At 22.8% G+C, this 19,538-nt stretch carries 11 protein-coding genes; 3 read left to right on the top strand and 8 right to left on the bottom strand.

The annotated features are described in order from the left end of the window. Positions 1-283: 283 nt before the first annotated feature. Positions 284-5,497 (top strand): MGA_1079 family surface serine endopeptidase, encoded by a 5,214-nt coding sequence (locus tag ACXX88_RS00875; RefSeq protein WP_458559306.1) that lies wholly within the window; start codon positions 284-286, stop codon positions 5,495-5,497. A gap of 1 nt (position 5,498) precedes the next feature. Then, positions 5,499-11,477, top strand: coding sequence for a beta-N-acetylglucosaminidase domain-containing protein (locus tag ACXX88_RS00870; RefSeq protein WP_458559305.1), 5,979 nt, complete (start codon positions 5,499-5,501; stop codon positions 11,475-11,477). Positions 11,478-11,592: 115 nt separating this feature from the next. Here ACXX88_RS00870 and ACXX88_RS00865 read toward each other — a convergent pair whose 3' ends face one another. The 8 genes from ACXX88_RS00865 to ACXX88_RS00830 all read right to left on the bottom strand — a co-directional run bounded on the left by ACXX88_RS00865 (position 11,593) and on the right by ACXX88_RS00830 (position 18,787). Then, positions 11,593-12,366, bottom strand: coding sequence for a hypothetical protein (locus tag ACXX88_RS00865; RefSeq protein WP_458559304.1), 774 nt, complete (start codon positions 12,364-12,366; stop codon positions 11,593-11,595). Between the two features lie 163 nt (positions 12,367-12,529). Beyond that, the gene (locus ACXX88_RS00860; protein ID WP_458559303.1) at positions 12,530-13,513 is read right to left on the bottom strand and encodes a lipoate--protein ligase; all 984 of its coding nucleotides are present in this window, start codon (positions 13,511-13,513) and stop codon (positions 12,530-12,532) included. Positions 13,514-13,521: 8 nt separating this feature from the next. Continuing rightward, a complete protein-coding gene (locus ACXX88_RS00855; protein WP_458559302.1) occupies positions 13,522-13,842 on the bottom strand; it encodes a hypothetical protein in 321 nt (106 codons plus the stop codon). 72 nt (positions 13,843-13,914) lie between these two features. Further along, positions 13,915-15,294, bottom strand: coding sequence for an FAD-dependent oxidoreductase (locus ACXX88_RS00850; protein ID WP_458559301.1), 1,380 nt, complete (start codon positions 15,292-15,294; stop codon positions 13,915-13,917). Between the two features lie 161 nt (positions 15,295-15,455). Then, a complete protein-coding gene (locus tag ACXX88_RS00845) occupies positions 15,456-16,388 on the bottom strand; it encodes an exonuclease domain-containing protein (RefSeq protein ID WP_458559300.1) in 933 nt (310 codons plus the stop codon). Between the two features lies 1 nt (position 16,389). Further along, complete coding sequence (locus ACXX88_RS00840; protein ID WP_436358772.1) at positions 16,390-16,794, bottom strand: hypothetical protein; 405 nt, start codon at positions 16,792-16,794, stop codon at positions 16,390-16,392. Between the two features lie 45 nt (positions 16,795-16,839). Then, a complete protein-coding gene (locus ACXX88_RS00835) occupies positions 16,840-17,811 on the bottom strand; it encodes a DHH family phosphoesterase (RefSeq protein ID WP_458559299.1) in 972 nt (323 codons plus the stop codon). Further along, positions 17,798-18,787 (bottom strand): DHH family phosphoesterase, encoded by a 990-nt coding sequence (locus tag ACXX88_RS00830; RefSeq protein WP_458559298.1) that lies wholly within the window; start codon positions 18,785-18,787, stop codon positions 17,798-17,800. The genes ACXX88_RS00835 and ACXX88_RS00830 overlap by 14 nt, the downstream gene beginning before the upstream one ends. 335 nt (positions 18,788-19,122) lie before the next feature. On the opposite strand from ACXX88_RS00830, the gene ACXX88_RS00825 reads away from it, so the two are divergent. Next, the gene (locus tag ACXX88_RS00825; protein ID WP_436358775.1) at positions 19,123-19,518 is read left to right on the top strand and encodes a hypothetical protein; all 396 of its coding nucleotides are present in this window, start codon (positions 19,123-19,125) and stop codon (positions 19,516-19,518) included. Positions 19,519-19,538: the final 20 nt, after the last annotated feature.

Below are 19,538 nucleotides of genomic sequence, written 5' to 3'. Positions count from 1 at the left end.
CTACTTTAATTATTTCGCCTTTAAATTCAGTTACAACACTTGTTTGAGAATTAAATGCTGCAGTAAATTTATCATTTATAATTTTATCTACAATTCTATTTTCTTTAACTAAAATTATTTTATAACATTTAATTTAAAGACAAGAAAACTTTGAAAAAGAAGAAAAAAAGCAAAAAAATATTATTTTTTTTTTTTTTTTTTGGTGAGAATATTTATTTTTCAAAAAAATAAATTTATAATTAACTAAAAATAAGTAAATAATTTAAATTATTTAAGGAGAATTATGAGAAAAAAAATATCAAAAATTTTATTAATTTCTATACCTGTAGCATTTTTAGTTTCTTGTTCTCAAGAACAAACTGAAAGTTTTAACTTTTTAGATGATTTAGATTTTCAAAATTTAAAAAAACAAATTGAAACAAATTTAAAAGATAATCAAAAATTATTTTCGAGCAAAGAATTTAAAATAAATTTATCTGAAAATATCAAGATATATAAAGAACTTAAAAAAATTGTTTCTGAAAAAGAAATTAAAGATGATGAATTAGTTAAAAGTAATTCTGCAAAAATTACAAAATTTTTGAATTCCTCAACTTTTAATTTTGATTCCTTAAATATTGATTTTAAAAATTTACTTACTAAATTAAATGAATCCATTAAATTAGCAAAAGAGAAAAATAGTAAAAAGTTTTTATTTTTACAAGAAGAAATAAAGTTAATTTTTGACAAAAATAAAAATCCTCTTTTTTCTTCATTAGAAAAAAATATAATAAATTCAGTAGAAACAAATTTTGATTCCTTTTCAAATATAGAATTTAAAATGGAACTAGAAAATAATTTAATGTTATTTAACAAAAATAAAGAGAAAAAATTGATTTTAAATAAATATAATTTGGAAAATGAACCTAAACTTCAAGAAGAAATTAATAATGTAAATAATTTTTTAAATAAATCATCTTATGATTTTTCAATTTTTAATAATCAGTTTTTAAATTTAAATAATAAGGTTAAAGAAGAGTTAACTTTAAAAGAAAATTTACTATCTTCTAATTTAGAAAATTTTAAAATTTTAGTATTTAATTTAGAACAAAATGGCGAACTTGATTCACATCTTGTTTCTTTTTTAAAAACCAACTATAAAACTCTATTTGAAAAAAGACAAAATGAATCAGATTTTTTAAGTGAAATTTCTGAAATAAACAGGAAAATAAAAGAAATTAATCATTTTAAAGAAGAATATAATAATGTTTTTAGTGAAGATATTAATATGAAAATTGAAACATATTTAAGTTTAAAAAACTCTAATTTTGCTTCTTTAAATGATTTAGAATCACTTAAAAACACAATTAATTCTTTGAATGAAGAAATATCTAATTTTATAATAAGTAATAATCACAGAAATGAAGAGTTAAATAACAAAATAAATAATCTTATTTCAAAAATTAATGAAAATACCAAATTAACAGAAAAAGAAAAACAAGAATTAATTGCTTCAACAAATAAAATTGCAAGCAATTTTCAATTTGAGAATTTGGAAATAAATTTTGAAAACAAAATAAATAATTTTAGTCAAGAACAATTAAAATTAATAGAATTAATCGATTCGAATTTACAAATAACAACAAGCTTAAAATCTTATTTAAAAATAATAGCATACTCTAAAACAACAATTTCAGATTTTAATAATTTTAAACAAAAAACAGAATCCTTTTTTACACTTTTAACTAACTTAAAGCAAGAATTTACAAAAATTAATGATGCTATAGATAAAAAAGAAATAGATTCAGAAAAATTATTAAACTTTTTCTTAAATGAAAAAGCAAGAAATTTTAGCAAAATATATAATAATGAAAGTAATATTTTAGAAGATTTCTTAATCCAAAATTTCGATGATATTAAAAATAAAATAAATGATTTTTATAATTCTTTAAAAGACTTTAATGTGGAAAATATAATAACTTCTGGAGTTTTTGCAGATAATTTAAATAATCTTTTATTACAACAAGTCTCAAGTCATAACACTGTTTCATTAGCAAAAGATCCAAATGGTTACGATGTTGAACGTTATTTACATTCTGCGTCAATCAATTTAAACAATTATAGAGTTTTTATTAACGAAGGAGATGATGAAACTTTTGACTTTGATGTTACTAATTTAGAATTAAAAGAAGAAAATAAAAATATTTTAGTTTTAACATTAGATGTATTTTTAAAGAGCAATCGAAAAATCAAAACTACAATTACAAAGGAAATTACCTTTAGTAAAGATGTAATGCCTTTTATAAATAAAATAGTTCTAAATAATTTAGATCAATTTTATGAAGTTGATTATGAAGCATTATCTAAATTATCATATAGTGAATTTAATCAAATTAAAGATAAAAAAACCTTTTTTAAACCAAGAATAAAAGGAATCGAAAACTTCTTTAGTTTTGACATACCTGAATTTGATACTTTTAAAGAAAATCGTTTATATTTTACTTTTAATGTTCTTTTTAATAAACAAATTATCAAAAGTAAAGTGATACCAACTTTAAATCCTGTAGATTTTTTAAATGGTGATGACACTCAAGAACAAAAAGATGCAAAAGATTTTGCAGAAATTCAAAAAATTTTAAAAGGAACAAAAGAATACTTTTGAAGTCTACTTAAATTTAAACCTAATTTATTTTATACTCATTCTCAATTTTTAGCACAAGATGCAAAAAAAGCAATGAGTGAAATTTATGATTTACCAAAATTTGGAAAATATGAGATTTTTGTTAAAGATGTTAATAATATTGATAACTATAATGGTTCTGCTGATTTAATTCTTTGATATAAAATAAATGGAACAGAAGCACCAATTCAAGCATTAGGTGATTTATATTCTCATCCAATTAAAATGATTAATTTTAAATTACAAGATTTAGAAGATATCAAACCAAAAACAGGTAAAAATCTTACAGAAGCAGATTTTGAAGGATTTGATGCTATAGATGAAAACGATGCTAATATTTTAAAACAATTAAATGAAGCAAACATTGATCAAGTTAAAGTTAATGGACAAATTAATGATAGTGGAAATCCAAGCAATTATTTTGGAATTATTAATGCTAAAGATTTTGTAGAGCAACAACAATTTTATAAAGCAAGTTATTTATTTAAAATAGTAAATGGAAATAATAATAAAGCAGTTAATATGGATAATAAAGTTTATGTGCCTTTTGGTACAGGAAATTATGATAAAGATTTAACTTTATTTGCTATAAACGATAGTGATTTGAGTCGAATTAGAAATAAATACTTTATTTACTATTATGATTTTAATCTTGTTGGTAAAAGGGGATTAAGTTTCAAAATTGGTTTTATCGAAAAAGAACACCAAAATAAGAGATTTTCAACTAAACAAACTTTTACTTTAATTAATTTAGTAAATGATTATCAACAACTTCATTATCCAGAAATAATGATGAACAATTTAACATTTGATGATCTTCAAATAAATAAAGAAAAATTAGCAGAAAATACGATTAGTTATTTTCAAGGTCATAAAGATCAGTTAACTAAAATTTTAGGTATAAAAAATACTAATGGTTTTATTACTTATAAAAATTATGAATTGCCTGTTAGTGAAATTAATGTCAATAAAATTCAAGCAATTGATGAAACATCAGCTTATGTTAGATTTTCTTTAACTAAATTTGGAGTAGAAGATCCAGTATATGTAAAACCTTGAAATAAAAATGCTAATAGTTGATACAAAATTACAGGATTTAAAGCAGAATCAATAAACAATAAAAGAACAGAACCATCTTGAGATTCTAGTAGAGATACCGATTCTTTAAGAACTATTTATAATTCAGCAACAGAAATTCACAGAGAAAGAACCCTTGAATTATATTGAAAAGATGCTTTATGAAAAGTGGATAAAGAAACTAATATTCTTTCATGGACTTTACAGCATAAAATATTAGATCCTTTATTTAAAAATATTTATACATCCAACAGAAAATTGAATTTAACCTTTAATGGTGGTGCAATTTCTAGAACGGATTCAGGATTTAGTGTTTCTGACAATCCTGCTTTTAATATTGAATTTGATTATGATCAAATTAAAGAAAATAAAATAACTAATGTTGAAAAAACAGTAGAAAAAGGCGGAAATTCCTTTATATTCAATATTCAAGTTAAATTTCTTGAAAATGGAGATATTATTTTTAATGTTTGACCAAAAAATCCTGAAAATAGAATAACTATCGATCCAAGAGAAGCAGCAAAATCTGTAGTTAGTGAATTTGATGATTATAAATTTTTATTTGCTCCTGGAGCAGCAACTTTGAGAGTTAAATATGATTCTACACAACAAACTGAAGATTTTGGTTGAAACACAAATGCTTTTGATTATTCAAAAGTAGAACCAAATACTTTCTCTCAACCAACCATTTTTTATAATAAACCAGAATACCTTTATGATCATAATGTTTATAATCCTAATTCAAATGTGCCTTTTAAATTACATGAAGGATATACAATGAGATTGGAAACAATTAGACTTAAAGAAGCGGGAGAACATAGTGAATTAGTAAGAAATGTTATTGGTAGAGCAATTGCTTATAGTCCAGGTGGTGCCATAGCAACTGCTTCAATGATAGGAAAAGTAAATAATGATCCAAATGATGGAAGATTTTATGTTTTAACAAATCACCATGCTGAATCATCTAGTATACACGATTTTTCCCTTATATCTGGTGATAATTTATTCTTTAAATCAAGTGATAAAACTATATCAGCACCTTTTTTACAAGTACAAACTTACGCTTCTAGAGGTAGATATGGATGAACTGATTACACAAGTACAAAAGGCAATGAATCCACTACTATTTGAATTGGAATTCAACAATACAATTTAAATGGAGATCCTTTAAAAAATACAGGAAAAACACCTGAAAGACTAGATGCTTCTATTATAATTGTTGATATTAATCCAGGAATTGCTAGAGCAAGAGAAGAAGGAAAATTTGATCTTGCACTTTACTTAGAAAATTGATTTAAGTTAGCAAATTCTACAATTGATAACACTTGAAGATTAAATGACTTTAATTCTCCTGTTGTTAAAGAAATTGCTTCAATAGGTTATCCACGTGGAAATCAAAATGCTATTTTAGACCATAGACCAGTAGCTAATTACTGAAGTGGATGAAAATGAGGAACAATTATCGCTAATGAAAATGGTTATTCTCCATTTTATTCAGGAGCGGGTGCTTCAGGAACAGGAAGGTTTAACGGAGATAATTCTTTAGCATCTTTATGAAACTCGGGAGTTGGTTTTCAATATTCAATAAGTTGAAACTATGATGGACAAGACTATAATTATTTTGGAGTAAACTGAAACGGAGAACATCCTTTTGAATTAAAAAATAAACATTCTTTTGCTTCTCAAATTATAAGAGCAAATGCTGTTAATCCTAATAAATATGATTTACCATGATTTATGAAAGAAATAAAGGAGAAATAAAATGAAAAAGAAAAACAAATTAAAGAAATTTATTCCTTTTATAGGGATTTCTCCTTTATTTTTTGCTTCTGCCAGTTTTGAAAATAGTATTTCTCATAATCATGAAACTTATAACATAAATCCATATGTTAAAAGCATTAATTATTTAGATAAAAATTATGTTTTAGATTCAGAAGTTAATTTAGTTATTGAAGATGGAATATCTCAAAAAACAATTGATAATTTTAAAAATATTTTAACTTCTAAAAACTATAAATTTACTTTACAAAAGAAAATTATAGAAAGTAAAACAAACATATTAATTGGAAATAAATTAAATACAGATACTTCTGTAGATAATTTATTATTAAGTGATATAAATTCAAATAGTGATATATCTTCAAAAGAAGATTCTTACATTTTAACAAGCAAAAATAATATTATAGGAGCTTTTGGTTTTAAAGAAGATTCTGAATTTTATGCTGCACAAACCTTTAAACAAATTTTAGATCAACTAAAAAATAGAACAATTGAAGAATTTGTTATAAAAGATTTTTCAATGGCAAAAAATAGAGGAATTATTGAAGGTTCATTAAATACCAACTGAAGCAATATAGAAAGATTTAAATATTTAGAGTATGCTAAAAAACAAAAATTAAATAAATATTTTTATTGAAATACTTTTGATAAAAAAACTAATGAAGATTGAAAATTAAAATATTCTAATTTAGAGAAAAAAGATTTTTTAGAACCTTTTATTAATAAAAGCTTAGAATCAAATATTGAACCTGTTTTTATGTTTAACATATTTGCTAAAAACAAATTAAGAGAAGAGTCTTTTGATAATGATTTAGAAAACTTTAAACAAAAAATTTTAGAATTGACATCTTTAAAAGTTTCTAAATTCGGATTCATTTTTAATGAAAATAGCGAAATAGATTTAACAATTCAACAAAAATTCTTTACTAAATTTAAAGAGTGATTTGACACTTTAGAAGTACAAAATAAACAAGTCTTTATTGCTTTGAATAATTTAGATATAATTAATTCTTTTGATAAAAATCAAGCAAATATCGTTAGCAAACTAAAAGAATTTATAAATACTATTCCATCAGATTTTGAAATAATTACAAATCCAGGAAAAACTTTTAATACAATAAATAATCAATTTATTAATGACTTTATAGAAATAACAGGCAGAAGTAAAATAACATTGTGAAGTAATTGAATTAATTTATCCAATAAACAAAATAATTTAATTTTAGGAGGCATTAGTCAAAATTTAAATTCAAGTTTTGATGAAAACAAGTTAGATGGTGTTTTACTAAATCCTTCTTTATTTTTTGAACATTCTGAAATTCCTTTATTTGCCTTAAGTTCTTATTTATGAAATAACTTCAATAATGAAACTGAAAAGAATAAATTATATGATGATTCCTTGAAAAAACTTATAGGAAATCAAGTTGAATATAAAGAATTAATAGAATTATTTAAAAAATTTAGTTCCCATTCTTTATTTGAAAATATTTCTATAGAAAATGGTAATGAAGAATCAGTGGAATTAAAAGAAAAAATCATTAATTTACAAAATTTATTAGATTCAAAAAATTACACTGTAGAACAAATAAATGAAATAAAAACAGATTTCATCAATTTAAAAAATGATATTTATAAATTAAAAAATTACTATTTCAAAAATCCATTTATAAAGGAATTTTCCCCTTGAATTGATTCTTTTTATGATTTAAACCAAGGAATAATTTATCTATTAAATGCTTTAATTAATTTAAAAAACAATCAACTTAGTGAATTCACCGATAATTTATCTTTAGGTAAATATAATGTAAATAATTCTAGAGAAAATCATCTTGTAACTTTTAAAAATATTTTAGTTAATCCTAGAGTAGGAACAAAATATATTCAACCTTTTGCCACTAAATTAATAAATTTTTTAGATGCAGAGCAACAAAGTAAATTAAATATAGAAAAAAATATAAATCAAGTTACTTTAAATTACATTACAAATAGACCGGATACACCAGAAAATGATTATCTAAATATTTTCGTGCCAAACAATAAAGAAGATAAAATATATAAAGATCCAAATAGAATAGTAAAAGATGATTATTTCGGTGTTGAATTTTCAGAACCAATAAGATTAAATTCTATTTATTTTAAAATGGGTGGTGGAAGAGATCACTTCTTTTATTCAAGACTTCAATATAAACAAAACGAAGGTAATTGAAAAAATTTAAATGATGAAATTTATACCAGATTGCACAATAATATTAATCCTATAACAGTTAATAATTTAAATATTACTAATGTAACGGGAATAAGATTAATAACTACTCAAAACAATCCTGAAGAAGCTTGATTAAGAGTAACAAACATTTTAATAAATCAAAATCAAGTGGTGTCTAATAATTTAAATTATACAGATTTACAGGAAAACAGGGAAGATTCTACTTCTGATATAGCAATTAGGGAAAATGGAACTATTGCATTAGTGAAAGATAATAACTATGCTACACAACTTGCTTATTCAGATAGTCAAACAGGAGCAGGAAGTTCAAAAATCTCAGAAGGAAAAATAATTGCTTTTAAATTTCCTTCTAAAAGAGTAATAACTAGAATAGAATTAGATCAAGGAAATGAAAGTGGGAGAGATAGATTAAATAATTTTAAAGTAGAATATTATGATTATAATTCTAATAGTTGAAAATTATTTAGTTCTAAAGACAATTGAGGAAATCAATTTAATCATATAATTTATGGTTATGCTTTTACAGATAGATTTAGATTTGTAAACAATCAAACAGTTAATTATTCATGATGAAGAATTGCTAATTTAAGAATAGGTTATGATAATAATGACAAAAAGCAAGAATATATTGCAGAACTAGATAATGCTAGAATTTTAGGAAGAGAAGAAATAAGATCTTCAGAACATAATAACAATATAAGTTATATTGTTGATAATTCTGACTATACATCTGCTGTAATGGCTGCAACAGATAATACTTATGTAAAGGAAAATACAGGATTTAAGATAAATTTTAAATATCCAAGATCTATTGATGAAATAAATATTTTACAAACTCCGAAGTTTAAAATTTCTTCAGTTAAAATTCAAAAAATAGTTAATAATGAATTTGTAGATGTTATGCCTAATGTACAATTAAATGATACTTTAACCACTATAAAATTACCTGAAAATAGTGGAGTATTTACAGGAATTAGAATTTTATCTAATCAAAATACAGAAAGTTTTTGAGAAGTTAAAAGTGTTAATTTTAAATTTAAGGGAATAAATAGTAAAGAATATGAACTTTCAAATATTTCTCAAAAAGATAATTTAACAACATCTTATTCAAATAATGAATATAAATTATTTAGTTTAGATAAAAGTGATAACCATAATCAATATAATTTAAACATTGGTGAATATATTGGTTTAGATTTAAAATCAACAAAAACTATAAATAGTGTAGATTTAAATTGACAAGAAAATGCTAATATTGATTTTCTAAGTTCTATTGATGGAGTTAATTGATTCACTTTTAATAAAGAAAATATAACTAATTCTCCTGTTCCTGCAAGATATTTGATTTTAAGAAATAAATCAGAAAATCCTATCAGTTTAATTTTTAACCACTTATTTATTCAAACAGAAAAAGAAACAACTTTTGGTAAATTAATTGATACAAACATTGAAGAGAGTGATAACGATACTTTTAAAGGTAATCTTGCTTTTGATGGAGATTTTACAACTGTATCAAAAATTAATAAAAAATTAAAAATAAATGATTATTTAGCTTATGATTTAGGTTCAAATATCGATTTAAATTCAATAAAAATATTTTCTGATTTAGAAAATATAAATTGATTAAGAAGTGCAGAAATTCAAATTTCAAAAGATAATTCTAGTTGAGAAACTATTTATAGTGCTGATGCTTATGGTTCTAAATATAGTTATAAAAAACTAAAAGATACTAACTTTGGTTTTTATGATTCTAAATATCCTGAATATAGATATTGAGGAGTTAGTGATTTAATAAATAAAAAAGCAAGATATATAAAAATATTAATTAATTCTGATTATCCAAATAATAGAAGTTTATATATAAATGAAATATTAATAAACGATGGAAATATCCAATCCAAAAATAATGTCGCCGGTTTTAGTGGAGTTAATATTGAATCTAAAGATACAGAAACAACCGTTTTAAACTTAATTGATCAAAAATTAACCACTTATTATGAACCTAAAAACGAAAATGGGAAACTAACTTATTCATTTGGAAAAAATGATTATAATAATAAATATTTAAATATAGTAAGCATACAAGAAGCGAGTTTAGCGGAAGTTTTTGCAACAATTTATAACGAAGAAAATCATCAAAAGAGAGAAGTAAAATTAGGTAATTTAGTTTCTTTAAATACAGGTTTTAATTTACCAATTGATGATCATAATAAAATCATTTCTATTTCTATAAAATGAACTAATAAAAAACCAAAAATAGCACAAATTCTCTTTTTAGATAAAGATAATAGTATAAATAATGAAGTTGATAAAACAGAATTAGAAACATTAATTAATACAAGAAATGAACAATATGAAAATTGAATTCAAGAAGACAAAGATTTATATGATTTTGTTATTTCTAAAGGACAATTAGCTAACACATCAACTAATTTAAATCAAAATACAGTTAATGCAGTTATAAATGAAATTAAAAATGTTATAGCTAATGCTAAACAAAAAGCTAATTTAAATCAATTAAATAATTTAATTTCAGAAAAAATTGAAAATATTAATCATAAATATACAGAAAATTCCTATTCTCAATATTGAAGAATTTATAATTCTATAAATAAAATAGTTAATGAAAATTTAGATATTACAGAAGAAACTATAAATAAACTAGTAAGTTTATATAATGAAGTAAAAACTAATTTAGAAATTTCCATTTATAATCAAGAAGAAGCGAGATTAAATTTAAGACATTTTAATTTTTTACATAAAGAAGTATATACTGTAGAAAGCGTTAATAGATTAAAAAGTGTTACTGAAGAAATTAAACAACAATTACAAGTTAGTTTAATAAACGAAGATAAATATAAGGAATTAAATTTATCTTATCAAACAAACTATGAACAACTTGAATATAATAAATTAGGTGAATTTAATGAAAAATATAAAAATGAAATTAGACTTAATTTTGAAAATACTATTAATACTGAATGAGTAAATTGAGAAAATTTATCTAAAGAATTACAAAAAGAATTTATAAAAAAAGATGAAATTATAATGAGTGATAATTATAATTTAAGAGATAAAAAACTTAATCTTGATTTTTTAAACAATCTATTTAATTCTTTTATAGAAGATAAAAATAATCAAATAAATTTATTTAAAAAAGAATTAGTATTTGATTCTAAATATAAAGAAATTTATAATGAGGAAGTGTTTAATAAAATTAATCAACTTATCCAAGATTCTATTTCTAAAATTGAAAGTAAAACTTTACAATATACAGAAATTTCCTTTATAAAAGAAAAAATACATTCTCTAAAATTAGAATTTGATATAACTGGTATTAATCAAAAAATAGATAATTTATTATTGGAAAATGAAGTAAAAAAATATAAATTAGAATTTGAACAATTAGAAAAAAATGAAGAACAAATTTTAGATTTTCTTAACAATTTAAAAAGTAAAAAAGATAGTATAGAAGATGAAATAGAAAAAACAAATAATTTAATTCTTAAAGTTCAAAACCCAAACAGAAAAGAAGGATTTCAAAAAGAAAAAGACGAAGCTAAATCTGAAAAAGAGTTAAAAGAGATTCAATTAAAAATATCTAAAGAAATTGAACAACAAAATAAAATTCATCCTTTTATTAAAATAGGTTTACCTATCATTCTGTCTTTATCGTTTATCGGTTTAATAGCACTTATTGTTCTCTTTGTTTTAAAGAAAAGAAAAAATAAATAGGTTAAATAAACAGGGTAAACAGGGACATAAATTTGGGACACTAAATTAATATCCCTGTATATTGCTTTAATAAAACACCACTCAAAATTTAGTGGTGTTTCTTTATTATTTAAAATTATTTTTTTATAAACTCTCTAAATTCTTTATAATTTAAAAATTTGCTTTTTACTTGAAAATTATTTAATTCATCATTTGAAAATAATGATTTAGAAATTTTAAAAGCAGTATAACTGAAAGTAGGTCAAAAATACTCATCAGTTTTAAAATCAGGTTCCTCCTGATTTTTGCTCTTTAAATATGAATAATATTTTAAATCTGCAGAATTAAAGATTAATTCATTTTTATTTTTTTGTGCTATTGAATAATAAGGAATCTCAATTTCAAAATCGTTTATCTTGTTAAAATCTGAATCTAAATTTTTATATAAATTTTGAAAAGTTTCAAATAAATCTCTACTTTTAACAAAATTATTAAAAACATATATATTGTTATTTAGATCTAATTTGTTTAAATAAATCAATAAATTTTGATAATTGATTGAATTATATAAATTTTCGTTTTCAAATACTGCTTTATTTTTTTCTTCTTTATATTTTTCAATAGAAGTTGCAAAAATATTTTTTATTTGATTAACATCTTCTTGATTTTTAATAATATAAAATTTTTTTAATTTGTTTTTGATGTTTTTTCTATTAGTTAAGAAAGTAAAATTTTTATTACTTTTTATAATTTTACTTTCTTGATATTTATTAAATTCCTTTTTATATATATTATATTGCTCACTTTCATCAATTGAATTTGAATTTATGTTGCAAGAAACAAAAGTAGTTAATACAGAAATTGGTAAAGATAATGTAATTAGAAATTTCTTTTTTATACTTTTCTTCATATATCTCCTTTATGTCTTTATAATTATAGCAAAAATTTATAAAAATTCATTAATACTCACTAATTTGTCCTATTTTCTTCAAAAAAGGAAACAAAGTAAAAAATAAATAGTTAAATATTATTAGAAAAAAACAACACAAATTTTTGTGTTGTTTTTTGAGATTTTATTCTCCAAATAAAACATTTATAATATCGTTTATTGAAATGTTTCCAAAATATTCTTCAAGATTTTTTATAGTAGTTAAGATTTGAATAATATTTTCTTTTTCAAAATTTTGATTAATTAATTTAGATTCAATATATTCAATTCCTTTTTTAGCGAGAAAATCACCTTCAAATTTTATCGAATTAATCTTATTTTCCTTTATATTTGCACTAATTTGTAAAATACCACCATCAGTTTTCTTTTCGCTAAAAAAAGAAAATTCTGGATTTTTTCCAAGTACTCAATCATTAGAAGAACGGATACTTTTAATTTCTTGCATTTGATGTAAATAATTAGTTGGTATTTGTTCTATAGTAGCATTGTATTTTTCTTTTAAAAATAGAGTAAATTTATCTATAAATTGATTCACAGTGATTTTTTCAACCATTTGATCAATAAGGTTAGTTACACGTTGTTTAGCACTATTAATTCCTTTAGATTCCATTTTCAATTTACTTGGATTTAATACACTAGATAATTTGCTTAAGTTAGCATTAAAAAGCATTGTTCCGTGATGAACTATTTTGTTTTTATAAATAAACTGAGCATTTCCTGAAAATTTAAAACCATTGATTACTAAATCATTTCTACCTTTAAATTCTGCATTCAAGTTTAAGGTGTGTAAAAATTCTAATACCGGTTCTAAAAAATTGCTATAGCTTCTTTCTGTTTTATTAGTTGTTATAAAAGAAAAATTAAGATTTCCAAGATCGTGATAAACCGCTCCTCCACCTGACAATCTTCTGTATAATTCGATATTTTCTTGTTCTAAAACATCGAATTTTACTTCTTTATAAGCGTTTTGATTTCTCCCTATAATAACAGCATTTTCATGTTGGTATAGAAAAATAATATCTTCTTTGTTGGTTTCGTCTTTAGTCATAATTTCTTCTAAGACTAAATTATAAAAAGGTGAATAATTTTTACTTACATAAATTTTCATTTTATTTTTTACTCCTTATTTATTAAATCAAAATTTGTTACACTTTTAAAAAGTTTTATAAAACTATCTTCATCATTTTTAGTTAATTTTAAATTTTTCACACCCATAATATTAATTTGACCATAATCTCATCTTTTTTGGTATCTATTACTATCTAATAAAAATAATAAATCTTCAATAAATCAATCAAAAAAACTATCGTTATATTTTATTTCTCTCAAGAGACCATTTATTTTTATGTCTAAGATTCTATTTTGGTGATTTAAAATTTGAAAATCAAAAGATAAATCTAGTTCTTTACTTGTTTTAGTTTGAAAAATTGTTTCCATTTTTTAATTATAACAATTTTAAAATTGGAAAATAAAAAAACCCGAAAAAATCGGGAAAAAATTAAAAATTAATTATTTTTTGCTGTAATTTAAGTTTAATGCATTTAAAATTGTTTGAATTACAAAGTTAAATGGTTTGTTGAAGTGTGGTAAGAAGTAGAAATCCATTAGAGCAATTTGTGGTAATGTTAATCCTTGTTGAATTGCAAGAGATAACATATAAATTACTTCAGTGTGATTTGCTGCTCTACCTTCAGAACCGATTTGTGCCCCTAATAGTCTTAAAGTTTTTTTGTCATATGTAATTTTAAATCAAACTTTAAAGTGGTGTTTCATAAATTCTGGTCTGTCATTGTCTTCAAAGTATTCTACTGCAAAACTATCTTTAATTCCTTCTGTTTTAGAAGCAACAACTTCTGTTAACCCTGTTGAAGCATAGTTGAAGTTAAATACATTAATTGCGTTTGTTCCTGAGTATCCTGGGAAAGGAATTGATTCGTTTCCTGCTAAGTGGAATGCTGCAACGATTCCTGTTTTAACTGCGTTTGTAGCAAGAGCAATATGTGCATATTCTTTTGTAGCACTATTAATCATTGAAGCAGAGTCGCCGATAGCATATAAGTTTTCATCACTTAATGATCTTTGAAATTTGTCTACTTTTATAGCACCATTAGCTGTTTTTTCAACACCTTGAATTAATTCTGTATTTGGTCTAAATCCGATAGCTAAAATTACTAAATCAGCTTCATATGTTCCTTTGTCTGTAACAACAGCTGATACTTTTTTACCATCTTTAGTTTCAAATTTTTGAACTTTTTCTCCAAGTTGCATTTTAATTCCGTGGTGTTCCATTGAGAATTCAACTTTTTTAGTAAATTCTTCATCAAAGTAGTTAGGAATAATTCTGTCTTGCATATCGATTAGTGTTACATTTTTTCCGTATTTATGGAATGCTTCAACTAATTCGATTCCAATGTATCCAGCACCAATAACAACTACATTTCTAACATTTTTGTCTTCTGCTTTTGCTTTAATTTCTTTAGCGTGTGCAAAGATTTTTGAAACTAAAATGTTTTCTAAGTTAATGTTTTCAAATGGTGGAATAATTGGTCATGTACCACCAGCATATACTAATTTGTCATATGTGTCTTTAAAAGTTTTTCCTGTACTTAAGTCTTTAACAACTACATATTTTTCTTTTCTGTTTACTTCAATAACTTCATGAGCGATTTTAACATCGATTCCAAGTCCTTTTAATTCTTCAACACTTGAATAAAATAAACCATCTGGGCTTTGGAATTCTCCTCCAACTCATAAAGCAATACCACAACCTAAAAAGGAAATATCGGTATTTCTGTCGTATGCTACTAATTTAGCGTTTGGAGCAACTTTTTTCATTGTTCTTAAAAATGAAGTTCCTGCGTGATTTGCTCCTATTGATATAATTTTCATTAATGTCCTCCGTTTTTTAATTAACATTATAATTATAATATTTTTATACTAAATGTTTATAAAAATTCATTTTTTGTGGAACAAATTGAAAATAGGGGTAAATTTGTTATAAAAATTCACTTTTTGGAAAAATAAAAAAAGCCCGCTAAGACTTTAATTACTTACTTTTTTCCAATTTTTCGACTAATTAAGGATAAAAATTCCGCTTCACTAATTATTTTTATGTTGTATTCTTTTGCCTTTTTTAATTTATTTTCTCCTGGTAATTCACCAATTATTAAATAATCTGTTTTTGATGAAACATTATCAACAAATTTTCCACCGTTAAGCTTAATTATTTTTTCAATATCTTTTCTTTCAAAACTTAATTTACCTGTAATAGAAAATTGAAAATTTACTAATACATCACTTTCTTTTAAAATATTTACATAATCAATATCAATAATTTTTGATTCATATTTAGAAAAAGTTTTTTTTTGTTTTAGAAAAACACCATTACTTTTTTTAAAAGAGTTTAAAATATATTTTTTATCTTGTATTTTTAAATACACTTCATATAAAATTTTACAATCTTGAACACTTCTATGTGCTTTTAAATAATCTACTCCAAGCATTGAAGAAAGAAATTGTAAACTTCATTTTTCACTCTGTCATAAATAAAAACTTCTGTTTTGAAAAAAATCTTTAGTGTCAATAAAATTATTAGTGGGAAAAGGTAGTTCTACTTGGTTATAAGCTCTTTTTAATGCAACAAAATCAAAAGTTTCTCCATTATGTGCATATAAGTCTAAATCACCTATAAAAGCATTAAATTCTTCTAAAACTGCTTTTGTATCTCTACCTTTTTCTTTGACTAACTTCGTAGGAATGTTGTTAAAACGCTCTCATTTATTAATTTCAAAATTCTTTGGTTTTACTAATTCGTTAAACTGTTCAACTATTTCTCCGTTGTTTATTTTGATAGCACCGATTTCAATAATAGATTTATTATTATCACAAGTTTCTAAATCAAAAATAACAAAAGAATTTTTCATAAAATTGTTTTTATATTGCTCATCTGTTTTATTATTAAATTCTTCTAAACTTTTTATCATATTATTCACTAACTAAAATTTCTCCTTGTCTCATAAGTTCTTCAAATTCATTTATAGTAAAATTTTTATGTAAAGATAAATAAATCTTTTGTTCAATTATTCATTGTTTTATAAATTCTCGTTTTTTACTATAATCAATAATAGGTTTATTAATTCTTATTATTTTAGTTGATAAATTTTTTAATTTAGTTGAATTATATTTACCATAATGATCTTTTAACATATAAATTTTCAAACATTTAGCAATTTTAGAATTTATACTATATCCATTAATGTCATCATTTACTAACATATTTAGATAAAACTCATGTAAACTTATTGGAAATTTAATTGTAAAAGTTCTATTGTCTTCTAACTTTTCTTTTTGATCTATTAATGATCTAATGAATTCATCATACTTACTCATAAAATTATTCTCCTATCTTTAAATAATTATTAATTAATAAAGACTTTAATTATTTAATTTGATTCATCTTTCATATTCTTGTTGACAATCTTCAACTATTTTGATTATGTCTTTTTCATCGTTTATAATAGCACCTGATGCTCTTTCATGACCACCACCATTTCACTTGATTGCAACATTTCTCACAATTGGACCATTAGATCTAAATTCTACTCTTCATTTGTTTGTTTCTTCTTCTGTAAAAGACAATCAAATTCTGTAATTATCTATATTAGCTAAAGTATTTGGTCTAGTTGCTTCAGCAGGAGTTTTGTTGTATTGTTTTTGTTCTTCAAGAGTTATTGAATAGTAAATAACATTTTTAAATGTTTTAAAAGTGCTAAAAATAAATGATTGAAAACGTAAATCGCTCTCACTGTTTTTTGTTAGGTTTGTATGAAGTTCATCAATATTTAAGCCTGTTTCTCAAAGTTTAGCAGTTAGAGATAAGGTTCTTGGTGTTGTATTAGAGAATAAAAAACGTCCAGAATCTGTGTAAATTCCTGTATAAATGTATTTTGCTGCTTTTGTTGAAACCTTTCAATTACTGCTAAAAGCTAAGTCAGCAACCATTTCAGCTGCAGCGATATAAGAAGAATCAACTCATCTAGTTGTTGTATTTAAATCATCTTCGTTTGGATGATGATCAATTCTAATTACACTTTTAAAAATATTTTTGTCTAATAACTCTCTTTTTTCAATTCTTTCTTTAAAATTTGCATCAACAATTATCGCTAAAGACTCTTTTAAAATGTCATCACTTAGATCATTATTAAAAGAAAAATCTAAGAAATTTAAAGTATTTTTAGAATCACCTATAGCGAAAACTTTCTTATTAGCAAAATTTTCTTCTATTAAGGTTTTTAAACCAAATTGAGAACCAAGGCAGTCACCATCTGGGCGAATGTGATGGAAAATGACAATTGAATTATGATTTTCAATTTCGTTTACGATTGTTTCTAAATTACCTATTTTCATTTTCTTCCCTTTCAAAAGTTTTAACTAATTGAATTGCTTTATTAACTATTTCTTGTATTTTTGCTTTTGATTTAATCATTGCTCCAGAAGCATTATCGTGACCACCACCATTATATTCTCTTGCAATTATATTGACTTTTGGGCCATTAGATCTTAATCTTACTCTTATTGTTTTATCTGGTTGATCGATAAAGAAAATTCAAATTCTATTATCTTCAATATTAGAGAGAATATTTACTTGGTTTGCTTCTTCATAACTTAAATTAAGTTCATCTTGTAATTTTTGAGTAACATGGAATCAAATCACTTTATCTTGATTTTTAAAATTAGAAAGTACTTTTCCGTGGAATTTAATTTCTTTCATGGTTCTTCCTGAAAGTGCTTTGTGGATAAAGTGAATATCTAAATTTGATTTTTTTATTAAATGCTCAACTACATTAAAAGTTCTTTTACTTGTGTTACTATAAAAAAATCTGCCAGAATCTGTGTAAATACCTGTGTAAATATATTGAGCAGCTTTTAAAGAAATATCTCATTTAGCCATTTTAGCTAAATAAGCAATCATTTCTGCAGCAGCTGAATAAGAAGAATCTATTCAGTTAAATTCATAGTCAATATCTGCTCCATTTGGATGATGATCAATTCTTGCCATCTTAGAAATTTTGTTAGATAGTATAATTTCCTTTTTTTCTAAACGATCTGAACTGGAAGCATCAACTACAATTCCTAATGAGTTTTCAAAATCTTCCTCTTTTAATTGATTTTGTTTAAAATGCTTAAATTCAAGAAAATTTAAAATCCCAGTTGAATCCCCAATATAAAAAACTTTTTTGTTTGGATAATTATCTTTAATTAATTGTCCAAGACCAAATTGAGAGCCAAGACAGTCACCATCTGGTCTTATGTGATGAAAAATAAAAATGTTATCAAATTTTTCTATCGCTTCTTTTATTATTTTATATGTTCCTTTTTTCATAATTCTAATTATATTTTAATAATTTGTTTTTTGAAAAATAATTATAATTTTATATTTTTTAAATTGCTTAAATTATTAAAAAAATGACAAAAATTAAAATTCTATTAATATCAAATAAAAAAAGAGTAAATCCTAAAAATAAGTAAAAAAGCGCGTTTTTTGATATAAAAATATTATATATCAAGCCTTTTTCCCTATTTTAAGGGGAAAAAGTTTTAATTTTTTGCTTTTTATTCAAAAAAATAATTAAAAAATGGAAATTTTTTGAAGATTTGTATTATAATTTTATTGGAAGTTATTTTACTTTCAATATTTTATGTAGAAATTAAAAAACAATGAGAAATTTATTTTTAGGAAAACAACCATTAGATAGAAAATATTTACCAAAAGTTATAGAACATTTATATTCTTTTTTTAGCGCAATTGTATTTAGTGTTTCTTTACTTAGTTTTATTTTATTAATAACTTTAAATAATAAAGAAAATATAAGTGAGAAATTTTCTGATTTGCTTTTAAAAACAGAATTTAGATTAACAATAGCAGCTTTTGTTTTTGTATTTTTTGCTAATGTTATTTATGTTATTAGGTTAATTAGAATTTTACCCAAAACTGAAGTGGGACATGCCTTAGTTTGGATTGAAATCACTTTTTTATTATTTTTTGTCTTATCACCATTAAACATAGTTGTTTCCATTGCATGTTTAAAATATAATGAAATTGTTTTTGAATAACTTAGGAGAAATATAATTAT

It is taken from the genome of Mycoplasma sp. 5370 (assembly GCF_054343435.1).
This window is presented reverse-complemented; position numbering and strand designations above follow the sequence as displayed.